The 12,991-nt window shown below is 73.9% G+C and carries 12 protein-coding genes; 3 read left to right on the forward strand and 9 right to left on the reverse strand.

The features are described 5' to 3' along the window. Positions 1–9 precede the first annotated feature (9 nt). The 4 genes from DER29_RS11935 to murJ all read right to left on the reverse strand — a co-directional run bounded on the left by DER29_RS11935 (position 10) and on the right by murJ (position 5,735). Complete coding sequence (locus tag DER29_RS11935; protein WP_121397415.1) at positions 10–1,086, reverse strand: hypothetical protein; 1,077 nt, start codon at positions 1,084–1,086, stop codon at positions 10–12. After that, on the reverse strand, positions 1,083–1,874 hold the full coding sequence (sigM, locus tag DER29_RS11940) for an RNA polymerase sigma factor SigM (protein ID WP_121397416.1): 792 nt from the start codon (positions 1,872–1,874) through the stop codon (positions 1,083–1,085). The genes DER29_RS11935 and sigM overlap by 4 nt, the downstream gene beginning before the upstream one ends. Positions 1,875–1,917: 43 nt before the next feature. Next, positions 1,918–3,522 carry a protein kinase family protein gene (locus tag DER29_RS11945; RefSeq protein WP_121397417.1) on the reverse strand — a complete coding sequence of 535 codons (1,605 nt, stop codon included), beginning with the start codon at positions 3,520–3,522 and terminating at the stop codon, positions 1,918–1,920. 461 nt (positions 3,523–3,983) lie between these two features. Further along, the gene (gene murJ / locus DER29_RS11950; protein ID WP_121397418.1) at positions 3,984–5,735 is read right to left on the reverse strand and encodes a murein biosynthesis integral membrane protein MurJ; all 1,752 of its coding nucleotides are present in this window, start codon (positions 5,733–5,735) and stop codon (positions 3,984–3,986) included. A 134-nt stretch (positions 5,736–5,869) separates the two neighbouring features. On the opposite strand from murJ, the gene DER29_RS11955 reads away from it, so the two are divergent. Next, positions 5,870–7,330 carry a CCA tRNA nucleotidyltransferase gene (locus DER29_RS11955; RefSeq protein WP_121397419.1) on the forward strand — a complete coding sequence of 487 codons (1,461 nt, stop codon included), beginning with the start codon at positions 5,870–5,872 and terminating at the stop codon, positions 7,328–7,330. A gap of 153 nt (positions 7,331–7,483) precedes the next feature. Here DER29_RS11955 and DER29_RS11960 read toward each other — a convergent pair whose 3' ends face one another. The 4 genes from DER29_RS11960 to DER29_RS11975 form a co-directional block, all read right to left on the reverse strand. Next, positions 7,484–9,001: a flotillin family protein gene (locus tag DER29_RS11960; RefSeq protein WP_121397420.1), complete on the reverse strand. Its 1,518-nt coding sequence runs from the start codon at positions 8,999–9,001 to the stop codon at positions 7,484–7,486. A gap of 28 nt (positions 9,002–9,029) precedes the next feature. After that, positions 9,030–9,551, reverse strand: coding sequence for a hypothetical protein (locus DER29_RS11965; protein WP_233599726.1), 522 nt, complete (start codon positions 9,549–9,551; stop codon positions 9,030–9,032). A 63-nt stretch (positions 9,552–9,614) separates the two neighbouring features. Continuing rightward, a complete protein-coding gene (locus DER29_RS11970) occupies positions 9,615–10,754 on the reverse strand; it encodes a PD40 domain-containing protein (protein ID WP_121397422.1) in 1,140 nt (379 codons plus the stop codon). Continuing rightward, the gene (locus DER29_RS11975; protein ID WP_121397423.1) at positions 10,751–11,266 is read right to left on the reverse strand and encodes a SigE family RNA polymerase sigma factor; all 516 of its coding nucleotides are present in this window, start codon (positions 11,264–11,266) and stop codon (positions 10,751–10,753) included. Before DER29_RS11975 ends, DER29_RS11970 begins: the two co-directional genes overlap by 4 nt. A gap of 121 nt (positions 11,267–11,387) precedes the next feature. Here DER29_RS11975 and DER29_RS11980 point away from each other — a divergent pair, with 121 nt between their 5' ends. Both DER29_RS11980 and DER29_RS11985 read left to right on the forward strand, forming a co-directional pair. Beyond that, the gene (locus DER29_RS11980) at positions 11,388–11,792 is read left to right on the forward strand and encodes a hypothetical protein (RefSeq protein ID WP_121397424.1); all 405 of its coding nucleotides are present in this window, start codon (positions 11,388–11,390) and stop codon (positions 11,790–11,792) included. A gap of 96 nt (positions 11,793–11,888) precedes the next feature. Further along, the gene (locus DER29_RS11985) at positions 11,889–12,368 is read left to right on the forward strand and encodes a methylated-DNA--[protein]-cysteine S-methyltransferase (protein ID WP_121397425.1); all 480 of its coding nucleotides are present in this window, start codon (positions 11,889–11,891) and stop codon (positions 12,366–12,368) included. Positions 12,369–12,514: 146 nt separating this feature from the next. Here the strand turns inward: DER29_RS11985 and DER29_RS11990 are convergent, their stop codons facing one another. Then, entirely contained in the window at positions 12,515–12,973 is a 459-nt protein-coding gene (locus tag DER29_RS11990; protein WP_121397426.1) for a hypothetical protein, read from the reverse strand. Between the last annotated feature and the right edge of the window lie 18 nt (positions 12,974–12,991).

The following is a 12,991-nucleotide window of genomic DNA, read 5'->3' on the forward strand; positions in this document are numbered from 1 at the left end:
ACCGCGAATTCACCCTACCCGCGTGCGGTAACGGCTGTCCGAGCCGGACCCGGGCACACCGCATTCCGGCCCGCTCGCCCAGGCCCAGTGCGCGCCCGTGGCGTCGGTGAAGCGCACGATCAGCGCCGGACGGCCCTGGAACCGGGCGTAGTCGACCACCTCGACCACCAGCGGGCCCCGGCCGTGCTCGGCCTTGATCTCGCCGATGCAGGCGCCGAGTGCGGCGGGGTCGGTGAGCCGGTCCAGCCCGGTGACGGAGCCGGGCAGCCGCCCGCCCTCCGCCTGGACGCCGGACTGCTCCACGGACGGACCGCCGGTGAACGGTCGTGACTTCGGCGACGGCGGAACGGCGGTCAGGGACTCCGGCGTGTAGTCCGTCCCGCTGCGCACCGACGGCTCGCCGGAGATCCGGAACGGCGTGGCGGCGGGGTCGGCGTCCTCACGGGGCACGGCCCCGGGCAACGCCGAGTCCGCGGCTCCGCCCGTCTGCTGGTCCCCGGTGAGCTGGCTGACGCCGAGGCCGACCGCCGCGATCGACACGGCGGCCAGCGCGACCGGCCCGGCCAGCCGGGTCCAGCGGCGCCGCCGTCGGCCCGGCCCGGTGGCCCCGCCGCGGCCCGGCTCCGATCGGGGTACGCCGGCAGGACGTCTCCCGGACCCGCCGAGCGGCTGTGTCGGCACCGCCCCGATGCCCGTCCTGACCGCCGGCTGTCCCTCGGGCCGCTCCTCGGCGGACGCCGCGTCGTCCTCCGCCCCACGGCCGCCCGGCTCGGACCGGCCCGGCTCGGACGGGTCCAAAGCGGCGGAATCCACGGTGCCGGGGTCGGACGCGGTGGCGTGGGCCAGGGCGGCGACGATCCGGTCGGCGACGTCGGCCGGCATCTCGGGCGCGGACGCGCCCCAGGCGGCCAGGTCCGCGCGGACGTCCGCCACGGCCGGGGCCAGCAGCGCGTGCGCCTGCGCCCAGTCGGCGTCCTCGTCGACCAGTCGGGCGACGAGATTCTCATCCGGGGTGCCGTCCAGCGCCCCGCCGAGGTAGTCGGCGAGCAGGTCGTGGTCGACCTCCCTGTACCCCCCGCCAGTCACGCGTCCTCCTGGTGGAGATCCCGCCGGGACCGTCCCGACCCCGATCGGACGCCCTCGGGCGACCGCGGGTTCCCTCGGGTGACGGCCGGCACGTTCGGATCCGTCGTCGGGGCCGGCTCCGCCCGCTGCGGGGTGGACCGCGGCTCCGTCTGCTGCGTCGTGGGCCGGGGGCGCAGGTGCCCGAGCTGCGTCGCCAGGCGGGCCCGGCCCCGGGCGCACCGGCTCTTGACCGTCCCCTCGGCCACGTTGAGGATCCGGGCCACCTCGGCGACGGGGTAGCCCTGCACGTCGACCAGGATCAGCGCCGCGCGCTGCTCGGGCGGCAGCTCGGCGAGCGCCTGCCGGACCACGAGCGCCGTGTCGTGGTCCTGGACGGGTGCCGCCGGCTCGACGCCACCGGTGCCGGACTCGGTGTCCCGGACCCCGTCCGGCAGCGGCACCGTCGGGTGCGCCTGGCGGCGGCGGATCCGGTCCAGGCACGCGTTCACCACGATCCGGTGCAGCCAGGTGGTGACCGCCGAGTCGCCCCGGAACCGGCCGGCGGCGCGGTGGGCGGACAGCAGGGCGTCCTGGAGGGCGTCGGCGGCCTCCTCGCGGTCGCCGAGCGTGCGCAGGGCCACCGCCCAGAGCCGGTCCCGGTGGCGGTGGAAGAGCTCGGCGAAGGCGTGCGGATCGCCGGCCACGTGGGCGTGCAGGAGGTCGAGGTCCGCCGTCCCGGGTGGCGGCGCCGACGACGAGACCGGCGGACCCGCTGGTCCACCGGTCACCCGTTCCCCGCGTGCGCCCATCACCACGTCCGGCGGATGCGGTGCCCGGAGCGCGGTGGCCGCCTCACGATCCCTGGACCGTGATCTCCTGGACGCCGAGCTTGAAGCCGCCGTCGCTCGAAGGCAGCTCGGTGATCCAGAACAGCAGGTAGCGGTACTTCACGTCGGCGTTGAAGCCGTTGAAGGTCATCTTGGTGCCTTCGTGCTCCTCGAACGGCTGGCCGATCGCCGTCTTCTTGTAGTCCGCGAAGAGTTGGGCGTCGCCGGAGGACGACGACGGCCGGTCGGTGGTGCCGGCGTAGAGCTGGGCGGAGGCGCCCCGGGCGGAGAGGAGGACCTGCACGGACTTGACCGTGTGCTCGCCGCCGAGGTCGATCCACACGCCCATGCCCTGCTTGAGGTTGCCGAAGTTGGCGCGCCCCCGGTAGGTCTGGGTCTCCCAGCCCTCGTCCTCGTTGCCGTCGAACACCTTGTCGGCGTTCCTGACCTCGGTCCGGTCGCCCTCCGGGTCGATGATCCGGGCGTTGCTGATCTTCAGCGGCCCGGCAGTGGCGGCGGCCGGGGTGGCGTCGCCGGCGGGCGCGTTCGACGAGGGCGCGGCGACCGGGTTGGGCTGTGGGCCGTCGTCACCGCCGCCCAAAGCGGTGATGCCGATCAGCAGACCGACCAGGGCGACGGCGAGCAGGCCGGCGATGCCGATCGCGACCTTGCGTCCGCCGGCGGCGGCGAGTGGCGACGGCTCCTCGCCCGTGTCGGCCGAGAAGCGCAGCGGGCCGCCGTTGTCGAGGAACTGCTCGTCGGCCGGCACGTCCAGCCGGGCCAGCTCGGCCGCGAGCACGTCCGACGAGGGCGGCTCGATCTCGGCGTCGAGCAGGTCCATGGTGAGGTCGTCGAGGTACGCGGGCACGCCCGCCCGCACCTGCCGGGGGGCGGCGAGGGCGCCGCCCGCGTCGCGTACGGCGTCGGGGATGGCGGCCCGGCCGTGGCCGGCGGTGGCGCCACGCAGCGGGGCCTCGGCGTGCGGCCAGTGCCCGGTCAGGGCGAAGTAGAGGACCCCGCCGATCGCGCGGACGTCGCTCTGCTGGCTGTCGGCGCCGTCGGTGCGCGCGTCGGCCAGCACCACCCGGCCGTCGTCACTGACCATCACCGTGCCGGGGTGGACGTTGCCGTGCACCATGCCGGTGGCGTGCACCGCGGCGAGGGCGCTGGCGACCGCGTTGCCGATGGTGGTGGCGCGCGCCGGGTCCAGCGGTCCGTCGGTGACCAGCTCGCGCAGCGACTGCCCGTCGACCCACTCCCGCACCACGTACGCCCGCTCGGCCTCGTCGATCGCGTCGTAGACGCCGACCAGGTTGGGGTGGATGACGCGGCTGGCCGCAACGGCGCCCTGGAGCATCTCGGTGGCCGAGTCGCCACCGGGGTAGCGCAGCACGACCGCGACGGGGCGGCGCAGGATGACGTCGACCCCGCGCCAGACCAGTCGACCCGCACTGTCGTTGTTGATGTGCTCGACCAGCTCGTAACGCTCGGCGAGGATCTCACCGGCCGTGGGAGCACCGAAGGTCATGACCTGAGGAGCGCTCTCCTCCGCCTCCTGACCTTCGCCGACCTGGGTCACCCGTCCTCCCTCGGTGATCGTGTCGATCGATGGACCCGCGCTGCTGGGCATGTGGCTTCCCGCTCTGCCTTCGAAGGAACCGGCCGACCGGTGTCGACGCGGAGCGCCGGCGCCTGCCGTACCCGTCGAGAGCGACCTTACCCGGGTTGGCCGTCTCCCCGACATGTCATCTTCGCGCCGCTCCCGGGCCGAGCTGCCGGCAGGCGGCCGACTTGTCCGGTTGCTACCGTTGTCAGCCACGTTGCTGGCACATGTACTGGCCAATCTAGAGGTTGACCGCAAGCACCCACAGAGAGGGGGCCGGCCAACACGGCGATCGCGCCGACGCTGCCGGGTTCCCCCCGACCGGGCCACCATGCTCAGCCGTACGGCTGGTTATCCACAGGCCTTTTTGGTGCCTGAGCGGTGAATCGCGGAGTTATCCACAGGCGCATCCCCAGGCTGGTGATCCTCGTTCACAGAGAGTGGAGTCCGCCCGCAGGACGGCCGCCAGCCGGGCAGTCGGGCATCGGTCAGCGGCCCAACCGGCGCCGGACCATGCCCACGACCTCGGTGATCTCGCCGATCCGCAGGACCATCGCCAGCCCCAGGTACGTCCCGCCGATCACCGCCCCACCGACCACGAGCTGGACGACGGCCTCCAGGCGGCTCGGCGTGGCGTCGCCGGGCAGCAGCTTGACCACGATCAGGCCGACCACCGCCGCGCCGAGCGCCGCGACCGCGACCCGCGCGCTGGTGCGCATGATCTCGCCGAGGCCGATCCGACCCACCCGGGGACGTAGCAGCCAGGCGGAGGCGATCGCGGCGGCCAGGTAGGAGACGGCGTTGCCGATCATCATGCCGGCGCCAGCGAAGCTTGCCGAGAAGACCGCGAAGAGCACGATCTGCACCCCGATGCGCAGCGCCACCACCGGAATGTTGATCAGCGCCGGGGTGCGGGTGTCCGGCAGGGCGTAGAAGGCGAACGTGAAGAGCTGGCTGACCGCGAACGGCACCAGGGCGAGCGCGGCGGCGAGCAGCACCACCGAGGTGGCGGTGGCGTTGTTCGCGGTGAAGGCGCCGTGTCGGAACAGGGTGAACGCGATCGGGGTGGCGAGGACGGCGTAGCAGACCGCGATCGGGGCGAGCACCGCGGTGACCGTCCGGGTGCCCCGGGACAGGTCGGCGGCCACGTCCGCGTACCGGCCGTCGGCGGCGGCCGCGCTCATCCGGGGCATCAGCGCGGTGATGATCGAGACGGCGATGATGCCGTGCGCCGTCATCAGCAGCAGGAACACGTTGTTGTAGATCAGCGGGCCGGCGGCGTTCTCCCTGCCCGCCCGGTTCAGCAGGTTGAACAGCACGATCAGGCCGATCTGGCTGACCGCGACGTAGCAGAACATCCACGCCCCGAGCCGGCCCAGCTCGCGCAGGCCGAGCGCCCGGAAGTCGAAGCGGAGCTTCCAGCGGAAGCCGACCTTGCGCAGCGCCGGCAGCAGGCCGGCGGCCTGGATCGCGACACCGAGCAGGGTGCCGCCGCCGATCAGCAGGATCCGCCCGGTCGTCATCTCGTCCGGCTTGATGATGTCCGCACCGAAGATCGCGATGTAGAGACCGGCGGTGGCGATCACCACCAGGTTGTTCAGGATCGGCGCCCACATGGGGGCGGCGAAGTGCCCCCGGGTGTTGAGCACCGCGCTGATCAGCGCGCTGAGTCCCGAGAAGAAGATCATCGGCAGCATCAGGCGTGCCAGCGCCGTGACCAGCTTCGAATATTCGCCGGCCGACTCACCGCTGCCGTAGAGCATGGTCAACCACGATGCCGACAGCACTGCCAACAACGCGGCCACGCCGAGGGCGAGGACCGCCAGGGTGAGTAGTCGCTGGGCGTACGCCTGGCCGCCGTCCGCGTCCGACTTGCGCCGTCGCACCAGCACCGGAATCAGCACGCTGGTGAGTACGCCGCCGAGCAGGAACTCGTAGACCATTCCGGGCAGGATCTGCGCGGTGGTGTACGCGTCACCGACCAGCGCGCCGCCGAGCGCCGCCGCGATCACCAGGTTGCGCAGGAAGCCCGTACCGCGGCTGACCAGGCTGCCCATGGCCATCACCGCGCTGTTGGCCGCGGCGCTGGCCTCGCCCACCTGCTCCTGGGGCGGCGCCGTCGACTCCATGGCCGGCTGGTTGAGCGGCTCGGCGGAGATGAACGTGGCGCCGTCCGACGGCCGGCCGGGCGCGGCGCCGCCCTGGGCGGCGTTCGCGCTGCGGTAGAGACCGCCGCTCATCTTGTCGCCTCCAAGGCAGAGAGGTACGTCGGAGCCGGGGCACGGCCCGCACGTCACAGACGATAGTCAACGGCCACCCGTTACCCGCGCCCGGCGGACCGCATCCCCGCCGGGACCGATAGTCTGGCGCTCCCATGTCCGAAGCCTCCGCTCCCCACGCCGCCGACCGCCGCGAACTCACCGCCGCACAGCGCAACGCCGTCGCCGAACTGCTCCGGGTCTCCCCGGTCGCCGACGAGTTGGGCCGCCGGTTCGTGCGGGCCGGCCACGAGCTGCACCTGGTGGGCGGTTCGGTACGTGACGCCCTGCTCGGCCGCCTCGGCGACGACCTCGACTTCTGCACCGACGCGCACCCCGACGAGACCCTGCGCATCGTGCGCGGCTGGGCCGAGTCGATCTGGGAGACCGGCCGGGAGTTCGGCACCATCGGGTGCCAGCGCGACGGGCTGCGGCTGGAGATCACCACCTTCCGCGCCGAGTCCTACGACCAGGTCAGCCGCAACCCCGTCGTCGAGTACGGCACCGACCTCGCCGAGGACCTGCGGCGGCGCGACTTCACCATCAACGCGATGGCGGTCAGCCTGCCCGAGCACCGGTTCACCGACCCGCACGGCGGGCTCGACGACCTGGCCGCCAAGGTGATCCGCACCCCGGGCACCCCGGCGGAGTCGTTCGGCGACGACCCGCTGCGGATGCTGCGCGCGGCCCGGTTCGCCGCCCAGCTGCGCTTCGCGGTGCATCCCGACGCGTACGCGGCGATGACCCGGATGGCCGGCGACCTGGACCGGATCACGGCCGAGCGGATCCGCGACGAGTTCACCAAGCTGCTCTGCGGCGCGGACCCGATCACCGGGCTGCGGCTGCTGGTCGACACCGGGCTCGCCGAGCGCTTCCTGCCGGAGCTGACCGGGCTCAAGCTGGAGATCGACGAGCACGCCCAGCACAAGGACGTCTACGAGCACACCCTGACCGTGGTGAGCAACGCCGTCTCGTACGAGACCGAGGGGCCGGACTTCGTCCTGCGGATGGCCGCGCTCATGCACGACGTCGGCAAGCCGGCGACGAAGGCGGTGGGCTCGGACGGCCGGGTCAGCTTCCACCACCACGAGGTGGTCGGCGCCCGGCTCACCAAGGCCCGGATGAAGGCGCTGCGCTACCCGAAGGAGATCACCTCCAAGGTCACCGCGCTGGTGGCGCTGCACCTGCGCTTCTACGGCTACGGCCGGGGCGAGTGGACCGACTCGGCGGTGCGCCGCTACGTCGCCGACGCCGGTGACCTGCTGCCGCGCCTGCACAAGCTGACCCGGTCGGACTGCACCACCCGCAACCGGCGCAAGGCGGCCCAGCTCGCCGCCGACTACGACGCGCTGGAGGAGCGGATCGCCCGGATCGCCGCCGAGGAGGACCTGGCGCGGGTCCGGCCCGACCTGGACGGCAACGCCATCATGGAGCTGCTGGGCGTACCGCCGGGACCCGTCGTCGGGCAGGCCTGGAAACACCTCAAGGAGCTGCGCCTGGAGCGCGGCCCGCTGGACCGCGACGAGGCCGAGGCGGAGCTGCTGCGCTGGGCCCGCGACGAGGGCATCGTCGAGTAGCCCCGCCAGGCGCCACGGGACCCGGCACCTACCAAGTCGACCTCCACCAGCTGGTCCGACGCGGGCCTCGCCCGACGAGACGAGAAGGGCGCCGCCCCCGGCCGGGGACGGCGCCCTGTCGCACTCAGCGGATACGACCGCCGCCGGGTCGCGTCAGCGGGTCTCGACCGCCGTGCCGTCGACCGGCGGCTTGCCGTTGCCGGGGGTCGCCGCCGCCGAGCCGAGCTTCGCCAGCAGGCCGGCGAGGTCGATGCCGGTCAGGTCGCTGCCGAGCTGGAGCCCCTGGGCCACGTTGCCCGCCACCGACTTGGTCAGCGACGAGGCGCCGTCGGTGGAGATGACCGTCATCTTGTCGATCGCGCCGATCGGGGCGCTGGCCGCCTCGACCACCTGCGGCAGCACCTTGACCAGCAGGTCCAGCACGGCGGCCTCGCCGTACGCCGCGAAGGCCTCGGCCTTGCGGGCCATCGCGTCGGCCTCGGCCTGCCCCTTGGCCAGGATGGCCGCGGCCTCGGCCGCACCCTCCCGCTCGACCGCCTCGGCGATGGCGGAGCGGCGGCGCTGCTCGGCCTCACCCTCCTTGGCGCCCTCGATCGCGTTGGCCTCGGCCAGCGCGGCCCGGCGGGCCCGCTCGCCCTCACCGGTGAGCCGGGCCTGCTCGGCGGCGGCCTGGGCGGCGGCGATGACGGCCTGGCGCTGCGCGTCGGCGTTCAGCACGGCCGCGTTGCGGGACGCCTCGGCCTCCTGCTCCACCTTGTACCGGGCCGCGTCGGCCGGCTTGCGCACCTCGGTGTCGAGCTGACGCTGCTTGAGCTCGGCGTTGCGCTCGGCGACCTTCTGCTGCTCGGAGAGGATCGCCTGGTCCCGCTCGGCCTGGGCCAGCGGCCCGGCGGCGGCGGACTTCGCCTTGGCCGCGTCGATCTCCGCCTGGATGGCGGCCTGCTTCAGCGACAGGTTCCGGTTGGCCTCGGCGATGGCCTCCTCGGCGAGCAGCCGCTCCTGCTCGGCCTGCTGCCGGGCCCGCGCCTCGGCGATGGCCGCGTCCTTGAGCACCCGGGCCGCCTCCGGCCGGCCCAGGTCCTGGAGGTAGGAACCCTCGGCCAGGATGTCCTGGAGCTGGAAGGTGTCCAGCACCAGGCCCTGGTTGGTCATCGAGTGCTCGGCCTCCTCGGCGACCGCGCTGGCGAACGCCGCCCGGTCCCGGATGACCTCCTCGACGGTGAGCCGGCCGACGATCGAGCGCAGCGCGCCGGCCAGCACCTCCCGGGTGAAGTCCTCGATCTCGTCCTGCTGGTGCAGGAAGCGCTGCGCGGCGGCGCGGATGGCGTCCTCGGTGCCGCCGACCTTGACGATCGCGACGCCGTGCAGGTCGGCGCGGATGCCCTGCTTGCTGACCGCGCCCTTGATGCCGACGTCGATCCGCCGGCTGGACAGGTCGAGCGACTGGAGCTTCTGCACCACGGGCAGGACGAACACGGACGCGCCGAGCACGACCTTCTGCCCGGAGTTGTCGGTCGACCGGCCGCCGTCGGCGGTCTGCGTGGTGCGGCCCTTGCGGCCGGTGACGATGAAGGCCTCGTTCGGCCCGGCGACCTTGATGCGGGAGAGCACGAAGAGCACGAGCACGAGGACGAGGAGGACCGCGCCGCCGATGGCGATGAGAAGGGGCATGTGACCGTCCTGTTTCTTTACGAGGGGTTCAGTAGGTCTCGACGTGCACGCTGGTCTCGCTGAGCGCCTCGACCACGAAGATCTGGGCGCCGACCGGGATCGGTCGGTCGGCGCGGGCGTTGAGCTTGACCGGCTGGCCCGCCACCCGGACCCGGACCTCGCCGTAGCCGTCGGCGGGCACCGGGGTGACCACCAGGCCGAGCGCGCCGACCAGGTGGTGGCGGGTGGGGGTGGGATCGGTGCGCATGTCGCGGGCCGCCCGGCTCAGCCGGGACGCGGCCCAGGCGGTGGGCACGGCCGCGACGACGCCGCCGGCCAGGGCCACCGCGATCATGCCGGGGGTACGCCCACCGATCAGCTCGTTGACGATCGCGGCGCCGAAGCCGAGCGCTCCGGTGAACCCGGCGACCGCCTCCACCGACACCGGACCGTCGAATTCCGGATTGCCGAGATGGAGCAGCTCGCCGCCGAGCAGGGCGAGCGCCAGAACCGCGACGCCCGCGCCGCCGATGATGAGGAAGATCAGCGTCCCCGTGGCCACGGCCTGCACGGTATCGGTGCCCCGCAACGTCGGCCGGGGCGTCGGCTCGGCCGACGTTGCGATCCGGGCCGCTCAGCGGGGCGCGACCGCCAAGGTCAGGTTGACCTCCAGCGTCGCGGGGAGGGCCTGCCGTGCCAGTTCCCGTCCGTCGAGGTCGACCAGCGCCATCTCGGCCGTCCAGCCGACGCGGTGCAGCAGCCGGTCGTCGGCCACCCACGCGGCGTCCTGGGCGGGAGCCGGGCCGATCACCCGTCCGGTCGCCACCTCCGCCACCTCCGGGCCGTCCTGGCCCTTGATCACCACGAGCCGGCCGTCCGGCGACCACGACCAGGGGCCGGCGGGGTCGCCGGGGACGGGCACGAACCGGGTCGGCCGGCCGTCGGTGGCGGAGAAGAACTGCACGCCCCGCCGCGCGTGCGGCCGGGACTCCGAGCGGGGGGTGTCCGGGTCGGTCTGCTGGAGCGCGACCTCCCGGCCGTCCCGGGCCCAGGTGAAGAAGCACTGGTCGGTGCAGAAGTACCGGTCCGTGTCCACCGGGAAGGTGCGGTAGGCGCCGGTGGCCGCGTCGAGCACGCCGAGGGAGAACCGGGCGCTCTCCTTGTCGAGCAGGGTCAGTGCGAGCCGCCGCCCGTCGGGCGACCAGTGCGGGGTCATGATGTGGCTGCCGGTGCGGACCCACCGGACCGTCCCGTCGCCCAGGTCGAGCAGGCCGATCTGGCCGGCGCGTTCGTAGTCGACGACGGCGGCGGTCCCGCCCCGGGGCGCGGCCCAGGTCTCCTCGTACCGGCGGTCGGTGGCGACGTACCGGCCGCGTTCGCGGTCCAGGGCGTACCCACGCTCGGCGGGGGTGCCGGTGGAGGTGGCGCCGGTGAGCACCCAGCCGCCGGGCAGCGTCACGACCGCGCGCGTCCAGTCGCCGGCCGGCGCGGGGACGACGGGCATCGTGCGCGGGGCGGCCGACACCGTCGCCGCCAAGGTGACGACCGGCGCCCCGGCGGCGGTGCCCTGGGTCGCTCCGGGGCGCAGCCAGACGTACGGCCCGACGAGGGCGACCAGTGCCGCGACGGCGACGCCGGCCGCGGCCGTGCGGCGACGGCGACGCAGCCGTCGGCCCCGGCGCAGGGCCCGGTCGGCGAGGTCGGGCACCGCCCGGGCCTCGGTCGCGATCTCCCGTACGGCGGAACGCAGGACGTCCTCCCCGGAGCCGTTCATGGGACCTCCTCCGTGACGCTGTCGTCGAGGGCGGGCACCAGTTGTCGCAGTCTGGCCAGCGCCTTCGAGGTCTGGCTGGCGACCGTGCCGGCCCGGCAGCCGAGCAGCGCGGCGGTCTGCTCGACGCTGAGGTCCTCCAGGTAGCGCAGGGTCAGCACGGCGCGCTGCCGGGGTGGCAGCGACAGCAGCGCGTCGCGCAGCAGCATCCGCAGGTCGGCGTCCTGCCCGCTGTCCCGGCTTCCGACCCGCTCAGGCAGCACCGCGACCGGCACCTCCGGCCGCCGGGACCGGCGCCGCCATCCGGAGACCTGGTCGTGGTAGAGGATCCGTCGCACGTACGGCTCGGCGTCGCCGCGGATCCGGGGCCACCGGGCGTACGCCTTGGCCAGCGCGTTCTGCAGCAGGTCCTCGGCGCCGTGCTGGTCGCCGGCCAGGGCGTACGCGATGCGCAGCAGGACGTTGCCCCGTTCGTTGACGAACGCGGTGAACTCCCCGTCGGTCCCTTCGGTCACCGCCCACCTCCGGTAGCTCTGACGCCCACCGGCGTCCGAACTTTGCCCTCGCCAGCAATCTAGCTGTTGACAAGATTCGGGCGGAGCGCCAATCTTGACACCGACAAGAAGGAGGTGCCCCGTGTCCTCGGCAACCCTGACCACCGCCGGCATCCTGCTGATCACCGTCGTCACGATCGCGTACGGCGGGCTGACCCTGCTCATGCACCTCACCCGGCGCAAGGCCGGCTACCTGGACAATCCGGTGCGCCGGGGGCTCTGGACGGCCGGGCACGCGCACGCCGGGGTGCTGGTCCTCTTCGCGCTGGCCGTGCTGCCCTACGTGGACCGGGCCGACGCGTCCGACGGCACGCGCACGCTCATCCGCGCCCTGCTCGTGGCCGCGCCCGTCCTGATGCCGCTCGGCTTCTTCCTCTCGGTGGCCCGGCCGCGGGACACGAAGCCGAACAAGCTGATCTGGCTGACCGTGGCCGGCGGTGCCAGCCTCAGCGCCGGTGCTCTGCTGCTCGGCTTCACTCTGCTCTGACCGGCCGGACGTCTCCCGTCGGCAGCCCGGATGCACGGTGGCCCGCCCGGCGGCTCGGGCGGGAGGCCCTGTCGGGGCACCGGGGGACAATGGGGGATGCGCTGGACCGTGCTCGACTCCCCGATCGGCGAGTTCTCCGTCGCCACCGACGGGACCCATGTGCGCCGGGCCCACTTCGGCCGGGTCGACGGAGCCACCGATGAACCGGGCGACGAGGCGGCCCGACAGGCGCTGGCGGAGCTGCGGGCGTACTTCGCGGGCGAGCTGACCGGCTTCGCGGTGCCGCTGGCGGCGCCGGGCGGGTCCGACTTCGAACGCGGCGTCTGGCGGGAGATGACGTGCATCCCGTACGGGGAGACGCTCACCTACGGCGAGGTGGCCCGCCGGCTCGGCGACCCGGGTGCCGCCCGCGCGGTCGGAGTGGCCTGCAACCGCAATCCGATCCCGGTGCTCGTGCCGTGCCACCGGATTGTCGGCGCCGGCGGCAAGCTGGTCGGTTTCGGCGGCGGCCTCGACCGCAAGGTGAAGCTGCTGGAGTTGGAGGCCGGGGTCGCCCTGCGACGCGCCTGGTCCTGAGGCGGCGCGACGCGGTCCTGCCCGCACCCCGCCCGGGTCAGCCCGGGGCGGATCTCTTCGGATTCCGCGCGGTCGGCCCGGGGCGGGTCCCTGCGCACCCCGGCCGGGATCGACGGGAGGCGGACTTTTCCCGCACCCCCGCCGGGTCAGCCCGGGGCGGGCAGGCAGCCGCCGTCGGCGATGCGCGCGCCGATCTCCACCGTGACGTCGCCCGCCCGGATGCTGCCGAAGACACATGCCCGGCCGGTCCAGCCCGCGAAGACCAGCCCGTCGGCGGGGCCGAGGTCGAGTCGACCCGGTGGCCGCACGGTGACCTCGGTCAGCCCTGTCGCCACGATCGCCCGCCGGACGGCCTCCTGCCCGGGCTCGTCCCGGCCGCCGGCGGTCAGCAGGTTGAGGCTCCTCGTGACATCCGCCGCGCAGGCCCGGGCACCGCTGGCCGCCTCCTCGGCGAGCGTGCCGCGCTGCCGGAAGGCGTCGTTGGCCGCCTGCTGGCGGCGGAACTCCTCCGCGCGGTAGGTCGCCGACTGCTCGACCCTGTGTGACGGCGAGGTCGTCGCGCGTACGGCTGCGGGGGCCGGACGCGGCGAGGGCCGGGTCCGCACGGACCCGGCCCTCGATGG

Origin of the sequence: Micromonospora sp. M71_S20 (assembly GCF_003664255.1) — a bacterium.
Lineage (GTDB): Bacteria > Actinomycetota > Actinomycetes > Mycobacteriales > Micromonosporaceae > Micromonospora.